Origin of the sequence: Cyanobacterium sp. T60_A2020_053 (assembly GCA_015272165.1) — a bacterium.
Classification (GTDB): Bacteria; Cyanobacteriota; Cyanobacteriia; order Cyanobacteriales; family Cyanobacteriaceae; genus Cyanobacterium.
Map to the genome: position 1 here is coordinate 1 of JACYMF010000060.1, position 20,126 is coordinate 20,126.

Annotated in this window: 18 protein-coding genes; 15 read left to right on the forward strand and 3 right to left on the reverse strand. The window is 38.7% G+C overall.

The features are described from left to right. The first annotated feature begins 283 nt into the window (after positions 1 to 283). Complete coding sequence (locus tag IGQ45_08730) at positions 284 to 529, forward strand: RNA-binding protein (GenBank protein MBF2057294.1); 246 nt, start codon at positions 284 to 286, stop codon at positions 527 to 529. Between the two features lie 240 nt (positions 530 to 769). On the opposite strand, the gene IGQ45_08735 is transcribed toward IGQ45_08730, so the two are convergent. The 3 genes from IGQ45_08735 to IGQ45_08745 all read right to left on the reverse strand — a co-directional run bounded on the left by IGQ45_08735 (position 770) and on the right by IGQ45_08745 (position 1,502). Then, positions 770 to 1,048, reverse strand: a complete 279-nt coding sequence (locus tag IGQ45_08735; protein MBF2057295.1) for a PIN domain-containing protein — start codon at positions 1,046 to 1,048, stop codon at positions 770 to 772. A gap of 78 nt (positions 1,049 to 1,126) precedes the next feature. After that, on the reverse strand, positions 1,127 to 1,318 hold the full coding sequence (locus tag IGQ45_08740) for a hypothetical protein (GenBank protein ID MBF2057296.1): 192 nt from the start codon (positions 1,316 to 1,318) through the stop codon (positions 1,127 to 1,129). Continuing rightward, entirely contained in the window at positions 1,308 to 1,502 is a 195-nt protein-coding gene (locus IGQ45_08745; GenBank protein MBF2057297.1) for a hypothetical protein, read from the reverse strand. Before IGQ45_08745 ends, IGQ45_08740 begins: the two co-directional genes overlap by 11 nt. A gap of 205 nt (positions 1,503 to 1,707) precedes the next feature. Between IGQ45_08745 and ilvD the strand changes: the two genes are divergently transcribed. The 14 genes from ilvD to IGQ45_08815 all read left to right on the forward strand — a co-directional run. Beyond that, entirely contained in the window at positions 1,708 to 3,390 is a 1,683-nt protein-coding gene (ilvD, locus tag IGQ45_08750) for a dihydroxy-acid dehydratase (GenBank protein ID MBF2057298.1), read from the forward strand. A gap of 425 nt (positions 3,391 to 3,815) precedes the next feature. Further along, the gene (gene dndC, locus IGQ45_08755) at positions 3,816 to 5,357 is read left to right on the forward strand and encodes a DNA phosphorothioation system sulfurtransferase DndC (protein ID MBF2057299.1); all 1,542 of its coding nucleotides are present in this window, start codon (positions 3,816 to 3,818) and stop codon (positions 5,355 to 5,357) included. 143 nt (positions 5,358 to 5,500) lie between these two features. Beyond that, the gene (hisH, locus tag IGQ45_08760; protein MBF2057300.1) at positions 5,501 to 6,142 is read left to right on the forward strand and encodes an imidazole glycerol phosphate synthase subunit HisH; all 642 of its coding nucleotides are present in this window, start codon (positions 5,501 to 5,503) and stop codon (positions 6,140 to 6,142) included. A gap of 448 nt (positions 6,143 to 6,590) precedes the next feature. Further along, positions 6,591 to 7,937: a flippase gene (locus IGQ45_08765; protein ID MBF2057301.1), complete on the forward strand. Its 1,347-nt coding sequence runs from the start codon at positions 6,591 to 6,593 to the stop codon at positions 7,935 to 7,937. A 57-nt stretch (positions 7,938 to 7,994) separates the two neighbouring features. Then, complete coding sequence (locus IGQ45_08770) at positions 7,995 to 8,942, forward strand: polysaccharide pyruvyl transferase family protein (protein MBF2057302.1); 948 nt, start codon at positions 7,995 to 7,997, stop codon at positions 8,940 to 8,942. Continuing rightward, a complete protein-coding gene (locus IGQ45_08775) occupies positions 8,942 to 10,207 on the forward strand; it encodes a glycosyltransferase family 4 protein (protein ID MBF2057303.1) in 1,266 nt (421 codons plus the stop codon). The genes IGQ45_08770 and IGQ45_08775 overlap by 1 nt, the downstream gene beginning before the upstream one ends. Positions 10,208 to 10,262: 55 nt before the next feature. Continuing rightward, positions 10,263 to 10,871: a Uma2 family endonuclease gene (locus IGQ45_08780; protein MBF2057304.1), complete on the forward strand. Its 609-nt coding sequence runs from the start codon at positions 10,263 to 10,265 to the stop codon at positions 10,869 to 10,871. 193 nt (positions 10,872 to 11,064) lie between these two features. Continuing rightward, complete coding sequence (locus IGQ45_08785) at positions 11,065 to 11,694, forward strand: DUF4335 domain-containing protein (protein ID MBF2057305.1); 630 nt, start codon at positions 11,065 to 11,067, stop codon at positions 11,692 to 11,694. A gap of 268 nt (positions 11,695 to 11,962) precedes the next feature. Further along, positions 11,963 to 13,288 carry an ABC transporter substrate-binding protein gene (locus tag IGQ45_08790; protein MBF2057306.1) on the forward strand — a complete coding sequence of 442 codons (1,326 nt, stop codon included), beginning with the start codon at positions 11,963 to 11,965 and terminating at the stop codon, positions 13,286 to 13,288. A 110-nt stretch (positions 13,289 to 13,398) separates the two neighbouring features. After that, complete coding sequence (gene ntrB / locus IGQ45_08795; GenBank protein MBF2057307.1) at positions 13,399 to 14,235, forward strand: nitrate ABC transporter permease; 837 nt, start codon at positions 13,399 to 13,401, stop codon at positions 14,233 to 14,235. A gap of 111 nt (positions 14,236 to 14,346) precedes the next feature. Continuing rightward, complete coding sequence (locus tag IGQ45_08800) at positions 14,347 to 16,347, forward strand: ABC transporter substrate-binding protein (GenBank protein ID MBF2057308.1); 2,001 nt, start codon at positions 14,347 to 14,349, stop codon at positions 16,345 to 16,347. An 81-nt stretch (positions 16,348 to 16,428) separates the two neighbouring features. Further along, positions 16,429 to 17,427, forward strand: a complete 999-nt coding sequence (locus IGQ45_08805; protein MBF2057309.1) for an ATP-binding cassette domain-containing protein — start codon at positions 16,429 to 16,431, stop codon at positions 17,425 to 17,427. A gap of 244 nt (positions 17,428 to 17,671) precedes the next feature. Beyond that, the gene (locus tag IGQ45_08810; GenBank protein ID MBF2057310.1) at positions 17,672 to 18,628 is read left to right on the forward strand and encodes an LCP family protein; all 957 of its coding nucleotides are present in this window, start codon (positions 17,672 to 17,674) and stop codon (positions 18,626 to 18,628) included. Between the two features lie 307 nt (positions 18,629 to 18,935). Then, the coding region (locus tag IGQ45_08815) for a TldD/PmbA family protein (protein MBF2057311.1) at positions 18,936 to 20,126 on the forward strand (1,191 nt) is incomplete at its 3' end.

Consider the following 20,126-nt stretch of genomic DNA (forward strand, 5'->3'; position numbering starts at 1 on the left):
AGGGAGAAAGGGAGAAAGGGAGAAAGGGAGAAAGGGAGAAAGGGAGAAAGGGAGAAAGGGAGGATTATAATTAATAATTCATTAACCCTTTTGATGGAATTTTCCGACAGACTTGCTTGGGAATGGTAACAATATGATAAATTAAATTTAGTGTTCAATTGAGGTTCGTTTCGGTAACAGTGTTTGATTCCAGTTTAGTAAGGTTACGCCTTCAGCCATATGGAAATATTCATGTCCGTCGTCTCAGTTACCCCAGTGTAAATTAAGATTTTGGAGTAAGTCTATGTCCATATATGTTGGCAATTTATCCTATGATGTTACAGAAGAAGACTTAAAAAATGTTTTCTCTGATTATGGTGAGGTAAAGCGTGTACATTTACCAACTGACCGTGAAACCAACAGAATGCGTGGTTTTGGTTTTGTAGAAATGTCTAACGATACCGAAGAAGAAAAAGCCATTGAAACCTTAGATGGCGCCCAGTGGATGGGACGACAAATGAAGGTTAATAAAGCTAAACCTCGTCAATAAGTAAAATCAAGTTATGGTTGGGTGATGCTTTTGCTCTCCCCAACCAGGGCGTTTTCATTCTCAAAAATCTCAGTTTCTAAAATTAGCTAATAGTCTCAAATTCAGAAGTTTTTAACTACTAATGAATCAATTAATAGTAAAAAATCTCCCTTGCTTCCTCTGCTTCCCCTGCTAAACAAATCCATTTTGATGCCGACTTTGAAAACACCCTGCTCCCCAACCTACAATAATGTTAAACTTCTACTGAAAGGGATTAATAACTTTGACTAAATGAGATCGATAAGTAATGATTTGCCCTTCTTGTAAATCTTCGGTAAGCAAATATTCACATTCTGACGAAATAGCCACACTGATAATTAAAGAGTCATAAAAGGAAAACTGATAACGATAATGTAAATCTAAGGCAGTTAGGCTTATCTCTGGAGTTAGAGGAATAACATTTAAGCTATTAATCATCCACCTCACAGTTTCAATAACTTGCACTTGTGTAAATTTGCTTTTTTTAACAGCAGTTTTCATTTCCTTAAACCACACTTTGGATTATTACAAATATTATCTTTGCGTCTTTGCGCCTCTGCGAGAAACAAAAAACGTGGTTTATTCATTTGAAATGCGCTGTAAGAGAATATTGGACACTTCATTGAGAACTTGACTAGAGATAATAACCTCTATTTCTTCATTTTCAATCCAAGATAAAGCGGTTTCTTTTTTATAAATATCTTTCTCATTACAAGGTTCTAAAACAGCATAGATAAAAATATTAGTATCAAAGAAATATTTATCTTTCATTTCTTTCCTCTCTCGAAGAAAGACTACTAATGGTGGTACTATTTTCTCTACACCATTTAGCAAAATCTTTCCTCGTGCGTTTTTTCTCATTAACTTTTGCTAAAAAAGTATCAGTTTTACCACCTATTAAAGATTGAATTTTTAGTAAATCCATTTCATTCTCAATTTCAATAATTAACCGCATATTTACGTTGATATAATTAAATTATATTTTATGTCTTTGACGTTGCTTTATCTTAGATTAACTGAATTGTAACTGATATTGATAGGTATTCCCCACCACATTGATGAAGTCTCTCGCAAAGTCGCAAAGTTTGATTGTAAGTTTTTTCTGTGTAACTCAGGTAAGAATATGAGAAAATATAAGAAAAACACATTTGAATGAATCAATGACAGAGAATCGCAAAAGCCAAGCCATTACTCAGGGAGTGCAAAGAAGCCCTAATCGTGCCATGTTGAGAGCCGTGGGTTTTGGTGATAATGATTTTATTAAGCCTATTGTGGGGATTGCTAATGGTTACAGCACCATTACCCCTTGTAATATGGGTTTAAATGACCTTGCAAAAAGTGCTGAAGCTAGTCTGGCTGAAGCTGGGGCAATGCCTCAAATGTTTGGTACTATTACCATTAGTGATGGTATTTCTATGGGTACTGAGGGCATGAAATACTCCTTGGTTTCCCGAGATGTAATTGCTGACTCCATCGAAACGGTATGTAGTGGGCAAAGTATGGATGGGGTGATCGCCATCGGTGGTTGTGATAAAAATATGCCGGGCGCTATGATTGCTATGGCACGGCTCAATATCCCTGCTATTTTTGTTTATGGTGGCACAATTAAACCGGGTCATCATAATGGTGAAGATTTAACGGTGGTTAGCGCTTTTGAGGCGGTAGGAAAGTATAGCGCTGGAAAAATTGATGAAGCGGAATTAACTGCTATCGAAAAAAATGCTTGTCCGGGCGCTGGTTCTTGTGGTGGGATGTTTACTGCTAATACCATGTCTTCCGCTTTTGAGGCTATGGGCATGAGTTTGCCTTATTCTTCGACTATGGCGGCGGAGGATGGGGAAAAGGTGGAAAGTACCAAGGCTTCGGCCCGGGCGCTGGTGGATGCTATTCGTAATCAAATTTTGCCTTCTCATTTATTAACTCGTAAGGCTTTTGAAAATGCTATCGCTGTAATTATGGCGGTGGGCGGTTCGACTAATTCTGTCTTACATTTGTTAGCCATTGCTAATACTATCGGGGTTGATTTAACTCTTGATAATTTTGAGGAAATTCGTCACAAAGTTCCCGTAATTTGTGATTTAAAGCCTTCTGGTCGTTATGTGACGGTGGATTTACATAATGCTGGTGGTATTCCTCAAGTGATGAAAATATTATTGGTTAATGGTTTATTGCACGGGGATGCTTTAACTATATCGGGGCAAACTTTGGCTGAAGTTTTGGCGGATATTCCTGATAATCCTCCAGAAAGTCAAGATGTAATTCGTCAATGGGGTAATCCTCTTTACAAGGAAGGTCATTTGGCTATCCTTAAAGGTAATTTGGCTTCTGAAGGTGCGGTGGCGAAAATTAGTGGAGTGAAAAATCCCGTTATTACTGGTCCAGCGCGCGTCTTCGAGTCTGAGGAAGAATGTTTGGATGCCATTTTAAAAGGCAAAATTGTCCCTGGTGATGTGGTGATCGTGCGCTATGAAGGTCCTGTGGGTGGTCCGGGTATGCGTGAAATGTTAGCGCCCACCTCCGCTATCATTGGCGCTGGATTGGGCGATAAAGTTGGTTTAATCACTGACGGGCGCTTTTCTGGTGGCACTTACGGTTTAGTGGTGGGTCACGTTGCGCCCGAAGCTGCCGTAGGTGGTAATATCGCTTTAGTACAGGAAGGGGATAGTATTACCATTGATGCTACCCAAAAACTCTTACAAATCAATGTTTCTGCTGAGGAGTTAGAGGGGCGCCGTAAGCATTGGCAGCGCCCTTCACCCCTTTATCCCCGTGGGGTTTTGGGTAAATATGCTAAGTTAGTTTCATCTAGTAGCAAGGGCGCTGTTACTGATTTTCCCGACTAATTTGTTGAGGGGAGGAGGGCGCTGGAAAGGTGTCAGGTGTTAGGTGTTAGGTGAAATAAAGGTGTCAGGTATCAGGTGTTAGGTATTAGGTGAAAGAATTGACAAAAAATATATCTTATATCAAGTTCGTTTGCTCACTTATCAATCAATTAAAATAATCTTAGTTCAATTTATTGAACGTGATACTGTTAGCCGTGTAATTCATTACACGGTGGGTAAATTAGGAAGATATAACCTATTTGTAACAGATTGTCCGAACTTGATATTAATTAATTTTTTCGGTTCAATTTTTTTGCTCGAATTATATCATCGTTTGAAAATTACACCTGAAACCTGAAACCTGCAACCTGTAACCTAGCCTTATCAGACATTCTTGCATCGAACTGAGGTCTTGTCAGGGTTTTTAATTCTATTTTTGGAGTCTTATGAATAATCAACAGCTACCACTTTTCCCTCCCCGTAGTGTGGAAGAATTAATCAAAGATTTGCAACTGTTAACCGCAGAAATTCAAGAGTTATACTGCCATGATGAAACTCCTTGGATTATTGGCTATAGTGGAGGCAAAGATAGCACTTGTATTTTGCAGTTGATTTGGAATGCCATTGCCCAACTACCAGAAGCAAAACGCCACAAAAAAATTTATGTCATTACCAATGATACCTTAGTGGAAAATCCCATCGTCGCTTATTGGGTGAGCCAATCTATCGAAAAAATTAATGACAGCGCCCTCCGCCAAAATATGCCCATTACCGCCCACCTCACTCAACCAGTGGTTAAAAATACTTTTTGGGTATGTTTGATCGGCAAAGGCTATCCCGCACCTCGGCGCAATTTCCGATGGTGTACAGAAAGAATGAAAATTCAACCAGCAGAGCAGTTTATCAGGGAAACTGTGCGCCTTCACGGGGAAACTATCCTTGTGCTAGGCACTCGTAAAGCTGAAAGCACCAATCGCGCCCGTAACATGAAGCGCCGAGAAGAAAAAGACAGAATTAGAGAACGTTTGAACTATAATTCTCGAATGCCCAATTCTTATGTTTACACTCCCATTGAAGATTGGCGCACCGATGAAGTGTGGTTATATTTGATGCAGTGGCAAAACCCTTGGGGAGTGGATAATAACGATCTTTTTGCCATGTATAGGGGCGCTACGGCAGATAACGAATGTCCTTTGGTGGTTGATACTAACACCCCTAGCTGTGGTGATTCTCGTTTTGGTTGTTGGGTGTGTACCCTTGTTAATAAGGATAAGTCTATGGAGGCAATGATTCACAATGATGAGGAAAAGGAATGGTTGCAACCTTTGCTCGATTTGCGCGATGAGTTAGATGTGGATAATGACCATGATAAGAGGGATTTTCGCCGTATTTATGGCAAAGTGGAATTATATGAACGCAATGTGGATGGTAATACTACAATCCATAATATCCCTGGTCCATATTTGAAGGAATGGCGAGAATATTGGTTGAAAAAGGTACTTTTAGCCCAAAAAAGTTTACAGGAAAATGCACCACCTCAATTTAAGGATTATCCTTTGATTTCTCAGGCTGAATTAACGGAAATTAGACGAATTTGGTTAGAGGAAAAACATGAATTTGAGGACACTTTACCCACTATTTATCATGACATAACAGGATTAGAATTTCATGATCCTGATAATGAAGGGCAACATCGTCTCCTTGGCACAGAAGAATGGCGCACCCTTGAGGAATTATGCGATGGTGATGCTATGCACTTGGAGTTAATGGCTCGTTTATTGGATACGGAGCGTCAATTTTTTACAAAAACTCGTCGGGTTGGCATTTATCAGGCGCTAGAAAAGTGTTTTGCCACGTCTTCCCGCAGTAAAGAGGAAGCCATTGCCAATGCCCATTATTTGCGAGAGGTGAAGGGCGCTGCAGCTAGAGGTGATGTTCAAGCCTTGCAACAACAACTTGAATGGGGGCAAATGAAGTTTAAAAAATAAAGTTGTAATGGACAATTAACAATGGATAATTGACAATTGAAGGAATGTAAAATGTAGAAGTAATTATTTTCTAAATTCTAAATTCTAAATTCTAAATTCTAAATTTTTTCTCCCCTTTGCTATATATATTTAAGGAAAAATTAATGACCAAAATTGCTGTAATTGATTATGATATGGGTAATTTACACTCGGCGTGTAAGGGTTTGGAAAAGGTGGGCGCTACTCCCATTGTTACTGACTCTGCGCCGGTTATTCTTGATGCTCAAGGCATTGTTTTACCCGGTGTTGGTTCATTTGATCCTGCCATACAGCATTTAAGGTCTCGCAATTTAATTCAACCCATTAAGGATGCTATTGCTCAGGGTATGCCTTTTCTTGGTATTTGTTTAGGATTGCAAATTTTGTTTGAGAAGTCTGGGGAAGGAAAGGAAGAAGGTTTGGGCATTTTCAAAGGGGAAGTGCGCTCGTTTCAGTCTGAACCTAATTTAACGATTCCTCACATGGGTTGGAATACCATGACAAAAGTTCAAGCTAACCATCCTCTGTGGGCTAATTTACCCCCTGAACCATATTTTTATTTCGTTCACTCATTTTATGTTGACCCTCTTGATAAAGCCATTATTGCTGGGGAAGTTACCCACGGTAGTCAAAGGGTGACGGGCGCTGTTATTCGTGATAATGTCATGGCGGTACAGTTTCACCCTGAAAAGTCTGCCGATGCTGGTTTGATGGTGTTAAAAAATTTTGTGGAGATGGTGGAGGGCTCTTGTACTCACTTACTATAAAAATATCGAATACATTGATTGACTTGACACCATATAATTTCTTGTACTAATATTAGAGCGTAACAACATTCTTGAGCAAATGACTGTACTGGAATACAAGCTAAAAGGCAAACAATACCAATATCAAGCCATTGATAATGCTATTCGTACGGCTCAATTCATCAGAAATAAAGCCCTGCGTTTGTTGATGGATGGTGAAAAGGTTTATAAATATGACCTTAATAAGTCTTGTAAGGTTAACGGTGGGAGTGTCAAGCATTTATTCAGAGTCAAAAGCATATATAGCAATCCGTTCTGACTTGTGAGAATTTAATAGAAAATAATTCTCCCCTCGCCCTCTGGGAGAGGGGTTGGGGGAGAGGGCATATCATATTATGTTCTCTCAAATGATTCCTGATTGCTATATAATGACTAAAATAATTTTTCTTGAATAAAAACTTAGAAAGTTTTGCAAAAACTAATTAATAAAATCAGTCCAGGATTACAGAAAATTATCGGCAACGTTAGTTGGCTACTATCAGAAAGATTTCTTAGTCTTTTAGTTAGTTTATCCATTAATATCATTGTAATCAGATATTTAGGACCAGACTTGTTAGGAAAAATTAGTTATGCACTTGGTTTTGTTACTTTATTTGCCTCCTTGGCAAGATTGGGATTAGATAATATTGTCGTCAGAAATATTGTCAGAGATGTAGATTCAACTACGGAGATTTTAGGAACTGCATTTTTTTTAAGATTCACTTCTTCTATTTTGGCAATTATTTTAACCATTACTTTATCTTCTTTGATACATCAGAATAGTATCGAAACTCATCATCTAATTGTTATTCTTTCCCTAACTATTTTTGCTAATAACTTTGAAGTTATTAAATTCTGGTTTGACTCTCAGGTTTTAGCCCGTCCCATGGTACTCACTAGAACTTTTGTATTATTTCTATCTTCAGTTTTAAAAGTTTTATTTGTGGCACGGCAATTATCGATTAGTTTTTTCGCTTGGCTATATGTTGTAGAGTCTGTTTTAACTGGTTTGATAATGTTTTATTATTATCATCGGTATCAACAATCCACTCAACAATGGCGAGTTAATCTAGCAAAAGCCAAAACGATTTTAAAGGATTCTTTTCCATTAGTTCTTTCTGCCATGGCAATTATGATCTACATGAAGATTGATTTGATCATGTTAGGGCGCTTAACGAATGATGCAGAAGTGGGCAATTATGCGGCGGCGATTCGTTTTTCAGAAGTGTGGTATTTTTTACCCGGTTTTGTTTGTACGTCAGTTTTTCCCAGTATTGTACGCAGTAGAATGAACAGTGAGGAAGAATATTATCAAAGATTACAAAAATTGTATGATTTAATGTCGTGGTTAGCATGGATAATTATTGTTTTCATTACTTTGATTGCTTCTACTTTAATTGAGCAACTTTTAGGTGCCGATTTTAAATCAGCAATTCCCATTTTAATGTTACATATTTGGGCATGTCCTTTTGTCTTTTTGATGGTAGCGAGAGGTAAATGGTTGTTAACAGAAAATCTTACTTCTATTACTTTTAAATCTTCTTTTCTAGGGGCTGTTTCTAATATTGTGATTAATTATTTCTTGATCCCTCTTTATGGTGGTTTAGGCGCAGCTATTGCCACCGTTATTTCTTATGGTATTCATTCACATTTGAGTTGTTTAATTTTCCCCGAAATGAGAAATCAATTTAAGATGTTGACTAAAGCATTTTTTATTCCCTTTCGATTTCACCAGAATATGTTATATTTAAAATCACTTAAAAAATTAGTTTTTTAAGCTATTGTTATTATCGAGATTTATAAAAGTTTATTAATAGTTTTAAGTTGTTTAAAAATGAAAAAACTTGTTGTATTAGACACGGCAGTAAGTAGTTCTAATCTGGGTGATCAGATTATTATGGACGCAGTATATGGTTATCTAAAACAGATTTTTTCTGGAGATTTTTTTGTTAATATACCTACCCATGATGTAATTTCTAGAACTTCTTATTACTATTTAAGAGAAAGTGATTATGCCATTGTCGGTGGCACAAATCTTCTTTCTGCCAACATGAATTCTTATAATCAATGGAAAATTGGTTTATATGATTCTTTTTTCTTAAATGATATTATTTTGATGGGAGTTGGTTGGTGGCAGTATCAGGGATTGCCTAATGCTTATACCAAATATTTATATCATTCGGTACTTAATCATCAATATGCCCATTCTGTGCGTGATGAATATACCAAAAAACAACTTAATGCTATTGGTTTTAATAATGTGATCAATACGGGTTGCCCAACGATGTGGAAGTTGACAGAAGCGCATTGTCAACAAATTACACGACACCGCTCAGATTCAGTATTATTAACTTTTACTCAGTATAAACAAGATGAAAGTTTAGACCGTCAAGTGGTTGATATTCTTAGTGAAAGATACGACAAAATTTATTATTGGATACAGCAACCTAACGACTATGATTATATGAAGGGTTTTAATTGTGAAAAGGTTATCTATGTTGAACCTAGTTTACAGGCTTTAGATCGGGTTTTAGCAGATGTTAATTTAGACTATATTGGGACAAGATTACACGCTGGAATTAGAGCTTTACAAAATAAAAAAAGAAGTTTAATTTTGGCTGTGGATAATCGGGCGCTGGAAATTTCTAAAGATACAAACTTACCTGTTATTTCTAGGGATGATTGGGATGGAATTAAATCTTGGATAGATTCTGAGTATGTCACAGAAGTTAAACTACCTTGGCATAATATCGAGCAATGGCAACAACAATTTAAGGGATGATGAAATCTTTATTAGTTAACACCAATGATATATCGGGGGGGGCGGCGCGCGCCGCCTATCGCTTACATCAAGGGTTAAGTCTCACTGATGGCATCGATTCTATGATGTTAGTTCAAAATCGTGTGGGTGATAATCACTCTGTGGTGACGGCTGATTCTCCCCAAGATAAATGGAGGAAATTAGTTACTAAAATTAGACCGACTATGGATAATTTGCCCAAAAATTTTTATCCTAATCGTCAAAAAACTCCTTTTAGTGTGCAATGGTTTCCTAATTCTATCGCTAGAGTTATTAATGATCTTAGTCCAGATGTGGTGAATATACATTGGATTAATATGGGTTTTATTCCTATTAGTAGTCTCAAGCAGATTAAAGCGCCCCTCCTGTGGAGTCTCCATGATATGTGGGCTTTTACTGGGGGATGTCATTACGCTGGAGATTGTTTATCTTATCTTGATTCTTGTGGTATTTGTCCACAGTTAGGAAGCCAGAAGGAAAATGATTTGTCTCGTCAAATTTGGCTTAGGAAGTCTCAGCAGTGGCAAAATGTTGATTTTACAGTGGTTGCTTTGAGTCATTGGTTAAAGGATTGTTGTTTAAAAAGTTCCCTGTTTCGAGACCGAAGAATTGAGATTATTCATAATGGTATTGATACGAATATTTATAAGCCTCTCGATAAAAAATTTGCCAGAAATATTTTAAATTTACCTCAAGATAAAAAATTAATTTTGTTTGGAGCAATGAGTGCCACTAGCGATGGCCGTAAAGGGTTTCAGTTTCTAGCGCCCTCCCTCGAAATCCTCAAGGATAATGATAATTTAGAATTAGTCATTTTTGGTGCTTCACGCCCTTCTCAAAATGCTGATGTGTGTGGATTAAAGACAAATTATTTAGGGCGTTTGAATGACGATATTTCTCTTGCTTTAGCTTATTCTGCAGTAGATTTATTCATAGCGCCCTCCACCGAAGATAATTTACCTAATACGGTGATGGAATCTTTGGCTTGTGGCACACCCTGTGTAGCTTTTAATATTGGTGGTATGCCTGATCTAATTACCCATCATCATAGTGGTTATTTGGCAAAACCTTTTGATGTCAATGATCTTGCTCACGGCATTACTTGGGTATTAGAGGATGAAGGGCGCTGGAATCAACTATCGCAAAGCGCCCGTCAAACTGTCTTAGAAAAGTTCACCCTCAAAATTCAAGCTCAAAAATATTTAGAACTATATCAAGATGTAATTGCTAACAATCAAAGTCAGTAAATATTCTTGTTACAATGAGCAAATATAAGTCGGCAATAAATGGGAAGAATAATTGATGACTGCCACCATTATTAAAGAAAAAGATACTCTTATTACCGAGGAAAAAATATATACTCCATCAGAATATTTAGCTTTAGAAAATCAAGCTCAGTATAAACACGAATATAGAAATGGAGAAATTATCCCCATGGCTGGAGGTACAATAAATCATAATGAAATAGTTACCAATTTATGTACACTATTTAAAATAGCGTTGAAAGGGCAAAAATACCGAGTCCTCATCGGTGACGTGCGCTTGTGGATACCCCAGCATAATCAATATACTTATCCTGATGTCATGGTTATTGGAGGTGAACCTATTTATCATCAAGGTAACACCACTATTACTAATCCCCTGCTAATTATCGAAGTGTTATCTCAGTCAACTCAAGACTATGACCGTGGGACGAAATTTACTTATTATCGTAGTATTAATAAATTACAAGAATATATTTTAATTGATCAATATAGTTATAAAATTGAACACTTCAGTAAAAATGAGCAAGGATATTGGTTACTAAGAGAATACGATCAGCTAGAAGATATTTTGTTATTATCATCTTTAAATTTATCGTTAAATATTGTTGATATTTATGAGCAAGTGAAGTTTGACAAAAATATTTAGAGCCGTATCAAAATATTGTAAACTACGGCAGTTATAAATCATTGGTGAAAAATTAATTATTATGAAAAAACATCCAAGATACCATCCCTTTTGCCTGTTGCCTCTTGGCTTTTCAGATAACTTAATTGCTACAACTGATTTAGTATTGCTATAGTTGGTATCTAAGTTTACCGATTCAACCTTACAAAGATTTATGAGTATTCCCATCCAGCGCCTGTACAACTCCCCCAACTGTGTCCTATCCTTGCAAGGGTTTAGCGATGAAAACTCCTCAAGTCAAAGCACTCCCGTTATGTCGGTATTAACAGTAGCACAGTGTCAAATCATGAATCAACCACATACCCTATCAGGGGGGGTTAGTTTTGTTAATAACTTAGTTAAAGCCGTAAGTGCCTATGGGCAACAATGTTTAAGCGGATTGACACATCCAGAAGAATTAGAGGGAGAAAGTGACTATATCTTTTTGCAAAAATTACCTGAAAAAAATCGTCACCTTTTAGTATGGCAAGAAAAAAAAGACCACACAGAAAAAGAAATTAAACTAGAACTAAGCACTATACAACTATTCGATTTACTGGAAACTATTGATCAACTGTGTGCCGATCAAATGACATTACCGCAAATAACCACTAAATTAAACCCCGTTTCACGGCGTTACCGTCAAATGGAAGTATCCTTAGTAGAACAATCAGCGCCCGTCGCCTTTGGCTTAACAGGGTTTGCTCTCAGCGCCCTTCTCCTTTTCCTCATGCCCTACCCCAAAGAAATTACCGATCCTAATCTGCAACCAGCGCCCACCCCCGTACAAAATATTCAGGAATAGGTGACAAGGAGAAAGGGAGAAAGGGAGAAAGGGAGAAAGGGAGATGGGGAGATGGGGAGATGGGGAGATGGGGATATAATTAATAGTTTTTCATTGTCCATTGTCCATTGCCAATTACCAATTATTAATATGTACTTATTGCATAAATAATCAGCAAACTAATCATTTATCGTAATATCTGGTAACAATAGATACCGAGAAAAAAATGTAAAGAAAATATAAATTTAACAATGATTAAATTTATATCTCTTAACAAAAGCGAATAAAAATGAGCAAATTATCCCGTAGAAAATTTCTCGTTACCAGTGGTATAACGGCGGTGGGCGCTGCTATTCTTTATGGTTGCGGTGCTGATAACGCCCCAGAAGAAACCACCACCGATCCGGCTACCACAGGGCAAGTTGAAACCGTTGACATGGGAGAAAATGCTCCCGAAACCCCCTCAGCTAAACTAGGATTTATTGCCCTTACCGATGCCTCTCCTCTCATCGTAGCCTTAGAAAAAGGTATTTTCGCCAAATATGGCATGACCAATGTTGAAATCCTCAAACAAGCCTCATGGCCCGTCACCAGAGATAACATCGAATTAGGTTCGGGTGGTGGTGGTATTGACGGCGCCCACATCCTCACCCCCATGCCCTATCAAATGACCTTAGGAACAACTACTAATCAACCAGTTCCTATGTATATCTTGGCTCGTCTCAACACTAACGGTCAAGGTATATCCGTTAGTAATGCCTTTCCCGAAGTCGGTTTAAATACCCCCGATAAACTAAAAGAAGCAGTAGCCAAAGCTAAAGCAGAAGGTAGAGACTTTACCGCCGCCATGACTTTTCCCGGTGGCACTCACGATGTTTGGATGCGTTACTGGTTAGCAGCTAATGGCATTAATCCTGATAGCGATGCCTCTGTAGTACCCGTGCCACCTCCACAAATGGTGGCTAACATGAAAACCAATACCATGGATACCTTCTGCGTGGGAGAGCCTTGGAATGCTCAATTAGTAGGGCAAAAAGCAGGATACTCCGCTTTGGTGACAGGAGAATTATGGAATAATCACCCCGAAAAAGCCTTCGCTTTACGTCAAGACTGGGTAGATCAAAACCCTAAAGCCGCCAGAGCATTATTAATGGCAGTATTAGAAGCTCAACAATGGTGCGATCAAGCGGAAAATGTCGAAGAAATGTGTCAAATTGTTTCTCAAAATAAATGGTTTAAAGTACCCTATGAAGACATTGTGGAAAGATCAAAAGGTAATATTGACTTTGGCACAGGTAGAGTAGAAGAAAACTTCGAGTATGCCATGAAATTTTGGCGCGATAACGCTTCCTATCCTTTCAAAAGTCATGATTTATGGTTTTTAACTGAAAATATCCGTTGGGGTTATATTCCTGCCGATACTGATACCAAAGCCTTAGTGGACAAAGTTAACCGAGAAGATTTATGGCGCGAGGCTGCCGAAGCCATTGGCGTATCTGCGGATCAGATTCCTACGGAGACATCGAGAGGAGTAGAAACTTTCTTTGATGGTATCACCTTCGATCCTGAAGATCCTCAAGCCTACCTAGATAGTCTCCAATTCAAAAAAATCTAGGTAAGGATCATATTTCGGGCTTCTAGCCCGATTTTTGCAGAATTTCAATGGTGGGCAGTGCATCGCCCCACTGAATTTATTGTTAACTACTAATTATTTTATTAAAAACTATGGTGGCTCAAACTGGTTTAAGTAAGAAAAACAATCCCGTTATCTCAATATTGAAGAATGTCTTTAAATCCCCTCAAAAAATCATTGCCCCCATTGTGGCTTTATTCATCTTGTTAGTCATTTGGCAAATTCTGGCTTCTCCCGAAAGTATGGCATTACCAACCCCCATTGAGGTAATTCAAGATACTTGGGACCCTTATATTATCGATCCTTTCTTTGATAACGGTGGAGTTGATAAAGGATTCTTTTGGCAAATTTCTGCGAGTTTGCGTCGGGTAGCCATTGGTTTCTCTCTTTCTGCAGTGGTGGGTATTGCTTTAGGGATTTTGATCGGTAGTAATAAATTATTCTTCTCTGCCCTTGATCCTATTTTTCAAGTTTTAAGAACTATTCCGCCTCTTGCTTGGTTGCCTATTTCCTTGGCTGCCATGCGCCAAGCCGATCCTAGCGCCATCTTTGTAATTTTTATTACAGCAATTTGGCCTATTATTATTAATACTACGGTAGGGGTGCAACAAATTCCCCAAGATTACCGCAATGTGTCCAGAGTTTTGCACCTATCAAAAGCAACTTTTTTCTTTAACATTTTGATACCTTCTACCCTTCCTTATATTTTTACTGGTTTAAAAATCGGTATTGGTTTATCTTGGTTGGCTATTGTAGCAGCTGAAATGTTAGTTGGTGGTGTCGGTATTGGCTTCTTTATCTGGGATGCCTATAACAGTGGTTTTATGTCAGAAATTATTATTGCTCTTATTTATGTGGGCGTAATTGGTCTAATTCTTGATCGTTTGGTTAGTTTTATTGCTACTTTAGTGGTTGCTGAAGATAAGTAATGACAAGTTTTCATTGGTTGGGTTTTGCTCACTCAACCCAACCTACAGTTTAATTTGTTGGGTTTTGCTTACTCAACCCAACCTACAGATTTTTTATTAATTATTTAAACTATGTCTGCATTTATAGAAATTGATCAGTTAGATAAGATTTTTCCCCTTCCTGATGGTGGTAAATATATTGCCCTCAAAAATATTGATTTGAAAATTCAAAAGGGTCAATTTATTTCCCTCATCGGACATTCTGGCTGTGGAAAGTCAACCCTTTTAAATATGGTATCTGGATTAGATTTACCTAGCAATGGTGGAGTGATTCTCGAAGGGCGCCAGATTGAAGGACCGGGACCCGATCGCATGGTAGTATTTCAAAATTATTCCTTATTGCCTTGGTTAACTGTCAGAGAAAATATTGCCTTGGCAGTTAATGAAGTGATGAAAAATTTATCCCCCCAAGAAAAAAAAGCGGTGGTAAATCAAGCCATTAGCATGGTAGGTTTACGCCCTGCATCCAATAAAAAACCGGGGCAATTGTCAGGGGGCATGAAACAAAGGGTAGCCATAGCGCGCGCCCTTGCCATTAAGCCGAAAGTCCTGTTGTTAGATGAACCATTTGGGGCGCTGGATGCCTTGACGAGGGGAAACCTACAGGAAAGATTGATGGAAATTGTCGAGCAGAACCATGTTACCACTATCATGGTAACCCATGATGTGGATGAAGCCTTGTTATTATCAGATCGGGTGGTAATGCTCACCACAGGTCCAGAAGCGCATATTGGACAGGTTTTAGAGGTACCGATCCCCCGTCCACGCCATCGTTTAGAAGTGGTGAATCACCCCAGTTACTATGCCTTGCGTAATGAAATGGTTTACTTCCTCAACCAACAAAAACGCTCTAACAAAACTAAAATGGTGGTTCAACCCCTCACTGTTGCTGGGAATGGTTTAGAAAAAATTAACCTCAATTTGGGTTTTATTCCTTTAATTGATTCAGCGCCCCTCATCATTGCCCAAGAAAAAGGTTTTTTTGCAGAAGAAGGATTAAGTCAAGTTACCCTCAGTCGAGAAAAAAGTTGGAAATCTATTGGTGCTGGATTCGCTGAAGGGCGCTTAGACGGAGCGGGAATGTTAGCAGGAATGCCCCTGAGTATGACTTTAGGTGCCAATGATCAAGAACCTTTAGCCATGGTAACAGCCATGGTATTGAGTCGTAACGGTAATGCCATTACCCTCAGTAAAAAATTTGCCCAACAGGGAGTTAAAACCCTCGCAGATTTAAAAGGTGTCATCAGTAACACCCCAGACGCTGTACACAATTTCGGCATGGTACATCCTGCCTCCATGCACAACCTGATGTTGAGATATTGGTTAGCATCAGGGGGCATTGATCCAGATCAAGATGTGGCTCTTTCCGTCATTCCACCGGCTCAAATGGTATCTAACCTCAAAGCTGGTAACATTGACGGTTATTGCGTTGGAGAGCCTTGGAATAGTCATTCCGTGCTAGATGATTGCGGTTATGTAATTGCCACGGATTTAGACATCTGGGCAGGGCATCCAGAGAAAGTGTTGGGCGTAACAGAGGAATGGGCAAATAAATATCCCTTAACTCATATTGCCTTAGTTAAAGCCCTGATTCGAGCCTGTGAATATTGTGATGATCGCCGTAATCGTCCAGAAATTTTGGAGATTTTAGCCAAACCTGAGTATTTAGCCGTACCTTTAGAGTATCTTAAACCCGGTTTTACTGAACCTTATCGCCGTAATCTGGAGGATGAGCCTGAAAATCTCTTGCGTTATAATCAATTTTTTGTAGATCAAGCCAATTATCCTTCTCGCTCCGAAGCCCTATGGATTTTAACTCAGTTAGCACGATGGGGTTATATTTCTTTTCCTCGTAATTGGATTGAAGTATTGGAGAGAGTGCGCCGTCCGGATATTTTGGGAGAAGCCATGCGTCAATTAGATTTGCCTGATTCTGCACCTAATCGCAGTAGTTTTAGCCTTTTTGATGGGATGGTATTTAATCCGGATGATCCTCTTGGTTATTTGGAAAGACTCTCTATTAAGCGTGATTTTCGTGTGGCTGAAGTGCTTTTGGATCAACCTGTCAGCTAAAAAAGCCCCTCTCCTGTGGGAGAGGGGTTGGGGTGAGGGCAATCAATTTTGATGACACACAACATTAGGAATATAAGGACAATGCAAACCGTGACAAATTCTCAAACAACATTATCAAAAGAGAGTCAAGTTTTTTTAAATATCAGTGACGTTTCTAAGGTTTACCCCACCGAAGATGGTGAATATGTGGTACTTGATGGGGTTAATCTTCAAGTCAAAAAGGGTGAGTTTATCTGCGTGATCGGTCACTCTGGCTGTGGTAAGTCCACACTTTTAAATATGGTAGCTGGTTTTAATAGTCCTACCACCGGCAGTGTTACTCTCCAAGATCAAACAATCACCGAACCGGGACCAGATCGGATGATGGTATTTCAAAATTATTGTCTGTTACCTTGGAAAAGTGCCTATGAAAACGTTTATTTAGCCGTTAATACGGTTTACCCTGATAAATCTAATTTAGAAAAAAAGGAAATTGTTAATAAATACCTACAAATGGTCGGTTTAACTGAGGCAGCAGTCAAAAAACCGGGGCAACTATCGGGGGGTATGAAACAAAGGGTAGCCATAGCGCGCGCCCTCGCCATTAAGCCAGAAGTTTTGATTTTAGATGAACCATTTGGGGCGCTGGATGCTATTACCAAAGAAGAATTACAAGAGGAATTATTAAAAATTTGGACAGATTATGGTTTAACAGTGTTAATGATTACCCATGATATTGATGAGGCGTTATTTTTAGCTGATCGTATCGTAATGATGACCAATGGACCTAGTGCTAAGGTAGGGGAAATAATGGCAGTGCCATTTGATCGTCCTCGCATTCGAGACTTAGTGACGGAAGACCCTCGTTATTATGAATTACGCAATGAAGCCATTGATTTTTTGTATAATCGTTATGCCCATGATGAGACGGAGGGCGCTGATGATGAGGTAGATATAGAAAAAGAACCCGTTAACAAAGGTAAAATATTTGGTATTATCGGTGGTATTATCCTTGCTGGAGTAGTAGGTATAACCATGTGGCAATCTTTTGCTTCTCGCCCTAATTCTAATACTCCCACCCCCGTTGAATCTGTTAATTAATTGACTTCTCCAGAAATACGGGCAAGATGCCTGTTTCACCGTGCAAAAATCCTAATTAATAAATTTGTAGGTTGGGTTAGCCAAAGCGTAACCCAACAATGTTAACTATCTTTAAATTACCTTTGCTCTTTGCCTATTGCCCTTCACCTCACGATGGCACTTTTTCAGCAACCCCTAACTAAAGCATAAAAGACAAATTGTTATAAGATTAAAGTTTATGACTTAAAGAAAATTTCCTGAGATTATGGGCAAAAAAAAACCGTTACTAAAAGGTTTATTTTGGAGTGGAATACTAACATTTACGGCGACAGTATCCGGATTAGTAGGCATGAGTGTAGCCTTGAAAACCCCTTTACCGTTTAATCTGGAAGACGTTACCAGCCGTATTCTCGGTATGAAAGAATTGGGACTACAATCTCTCTGGCGCCCTTCCCTCAAGCAACCACTCAATATTTTAGTTTTAGGCGTTGATTTAAACCGAAATTATCCTAGTGACTCACCCGAAAGGTTTAATAGTCGTAGTGATACAATCCTTTTAGTTCGTTTGAATCCCGATGGTAAAACAGTGCAAATGCTCTCAATTCCTAGAGATAGTCGCATGAGATTTCCTGAAGGTAATCATAATAAGGTGAATAGTGCTAATGCTACTGGTGGCATTGATTTAACCCAACAGGTGTTAAGGGATAATTTGAATGGTGTTACCGTTGATAAATATGCGAGAATTACTACGGATGCTTTTCAGGAATTAGTTGATGCTTTAGGAGGAGTGACGGTTGATGTGCCTATCAATATGAAATACACTGATCAAACTCAGGGTTTATTTATTGATTTACAAAAAGGTGAACAAGTTTTAAATGGGGATCAAGCAGAACAATTCGTCCGTTATCGTGAGAGTAATTTCGGGGATATTGGTAGAGTTGAGCGACAACAAATTTTATTAAAAGCCATGGGAGAAAAGCTACAGTCACCCATGATACTTTTCAAGTTCCCTCAAATCTTTCATATTGTTGAGAAAAATCTTGATACTAATTTGACCAAACAAGAACTATTTTCTCTTGTCTCTTTTGCGGTAGGTTTAAAGTCAGAAAATATTAGTACAGAAATACTACCCGGACAACCCAGCGCCCCTCGCCAGTATCGCACCAGTTACTGGTTAATTTCTGAATCTGAAAAAGACGGCGTTATGGAAAAATTTAAGTAAAAATGGACAATGGATAATGAGTAATATCAAATCCGTTTGATCAGCCGAAGGCTGCCGCTGCGCGATCACTTACAAATTGGTAGTATTAATATCTTAGTTCAATTTATTGAACGTGATCCCGTTGGTTCCGTGTAATTCATTACACGGTGGGGAAGTAGCGAAGATATAGTCGTTTTAAATCATTAGGAGTTGCTGAAAAGTGGTTAGTTTTCATAAGTGGCTATTTTACAAACTAACTCATAATACCTGTAATCTGACACTAAAATCCTATAATGGATAGAAGTTAAGAAAGATTAATCATAAAATTATGTCGAAAGTAGCAACTATCGCCCAGCGCACTTCACACCAAGCGGAAAAATTAGGTATAAAAAAATATGACATATATGGATCAATAATAGATCAAACCAGTGTCCAAGTATTTCAAGGCGAACCAAAACAAGTTAAATCCGCCCAAAAATCCAGCGTTATTGTGAGAGTATGGAATGAAAAAAATCAAATCGGAGTAACATCCACCACCGATATTGACGAAAAAGGCTTAGAATTAGCCCTCAAAACCGCTCAAGAAGCCAGTTACTTTGGTGTCACCGAATATATACCCGATTTTAGCACCGAAGCCCAAGCGCCCCTCCCCCCAGTCACAGTAGAATTAGGTAAACCCAACCCCCCCGCCGAATTAATCGATAAATTACTAGAAGTAGAAAAAAATCTACTAGATGCCCATGAAGCCATCAACTCCGTGCCTTATAACGGCATTTCCGAGCAAGACATCGAGCGATTTTATCTTAACAGTGGAGGGGCGCTGAGAGAAGAGCATCGCACCTACGCCTCCATCTACCTTTACACCACCACCGAAGTAGAAGGGAAAAAGCCTAGGAGTGGGGGCGCTTATAAAATGTCTCCTAGCCTCGAAAAACTAGACATCGAAGGCTGTTTTAACGAAACCGTCACCAAAACCGTCAGCCATTTAGACTATCAACCCATCAAATCTGGTCAATATCAAGTGGTTTTTTCACCCGAAGCCTTCCTTAGCCTTCTTGGTGCTTTCAGTAACCTCTATAACGCCCAAAGCATTCTTGACAAACAAAGCCTTTCTACCCCCGAATCTTTGGGAAAACCTCTGGCTTCCCCTCTTATTTCCATCGCTGATAATGCCCTTCACCCGGCTAATATTAGCGGTGAAACCTTCGACGGAGAAGGCACACCCACCCAAAATCTTCCTCTCATTGAAAAGGGCATTTTAACTAACTTCCTTCATAGTAGTGTCACTGCTCAAAGAATGAACACCAAACCCACTGGTAACGCCAGTATCGGTGCTAAAGTCTCCATTAGCCCTAATTTTTATCATGTTTTTAGGGGCGAAAATCCTACTCAAGAATATAGTTTAGAAGAAGCGGAAAACGTTGTTTTAATTGATGATGTTCAAGCATTACACGCTGGAGTAAACTCTTTACAAGGTTCATTTTCTTTACCATTTGATGGTTGGTTAATCAATAAAGGA

Coding starts and splice junctions, on each gene's coding strand:
- dndC (MBF2057299.1), top strand. CDS start 3,816: ATGAATAATCAACAGCTACCACTTTTCCCTCCCCGTAGTGTGGAAGAA.
- IGQ45_08780 (MBF2057304.1), top strand. CDS start 10,263: ATGACTGCCACCATTATTAAAGAAAAAGATACTCTTATTACCGAGGAA.
- ilvD (MBF2057298.1), top strand. CDS start 1,708: ATGACAGAGAATCGCAAAAGCCAAGCCATTACTCAGGGAGTGCAAAGA.
- IGQ45_08785 (MBF2057305.1), top strand. CDS start 11,065: ATGAGTATTCCCATCCAGCGCCTGTACAACTCCCCCAACTGTGTCCTA.
- IGQ45_08800 (MBF2057308.1), top strand. CDS start 14,347: ATGTCTGCATTTATAGAAATTGATCAGTTAGATAAGATTTTTCCCCTT.
- IGQ45_08790 (MBF2057306.1), top strand. CDS start 11,963: ATGAGCAAATTATCCCGTAGAAAATTTCTCGTTACCAGTGGTATAACG.
- IGQ45_08730 (MBF2057294.1), top strand. CDS start 284: ATGTCCATATATGTTGGCAATTTATCCTATGATGTTACAGAAGAAGAC.
- IGQ45_08775 (MBF2057303.1), top strand. CDS start 8,942: ATGAAATCTTTATTAGTTAACACCAATGATATATCGGGGGGGGCGGCG.
- IGQ45_08770 (MBF2057302.1), top strand. CDS start 7,995: ATGAAAAAACTTGTTGTATTAGACACGGCAGTAAGTAGTTCTAATCTG.
- IGQ45_08810 (MBF2057310.1), top strand. CDS start 17,672: ATGGGCAAAAAAAAACCGTTACTAAAAGGTTTATTTTGGAGTGGAATA.
- IGQ45_08735 (MBF2057295.1), bottom strand. CDS start 1,048: ATGAAAACTGCTGTTAAAAAAAGCAAATTTACACAAGTGCAAGTTATT.
- IGQ45_08805 (MBF2057309.1), top strand. CDS start 16,429: ATGCAAACCGTGACAAATTCTCAAACAACATTATCAAAAGAGAGTCAA.
- hisH (MBF2057300.1), top strand. CDS start 5,501: ATGACCAAAATTGCTGTAATTGATTATGATATGGGTAATTTACACTCG.
- IGQ45_08745 (MBF2057297.1), bottom strand. CDS start 1,502: ATGCGGTTAATTATTGAAATTGAGAATGAAATGGATTTACTAAAAATT.
- ntrB (MBF2057307.1), top strand. CDS start 13,399: ATGGTGGCTCAAACTGGTTTAAGTAAGAAAAACAATCCCGTTATCTCA.
- IGQ45_08740 (MBF2057296.1), bottom strand. CDS start 1,318: ATGAAAGATAAATATTTCTTTGATACTAATATTTTTATCTATGCTGTT.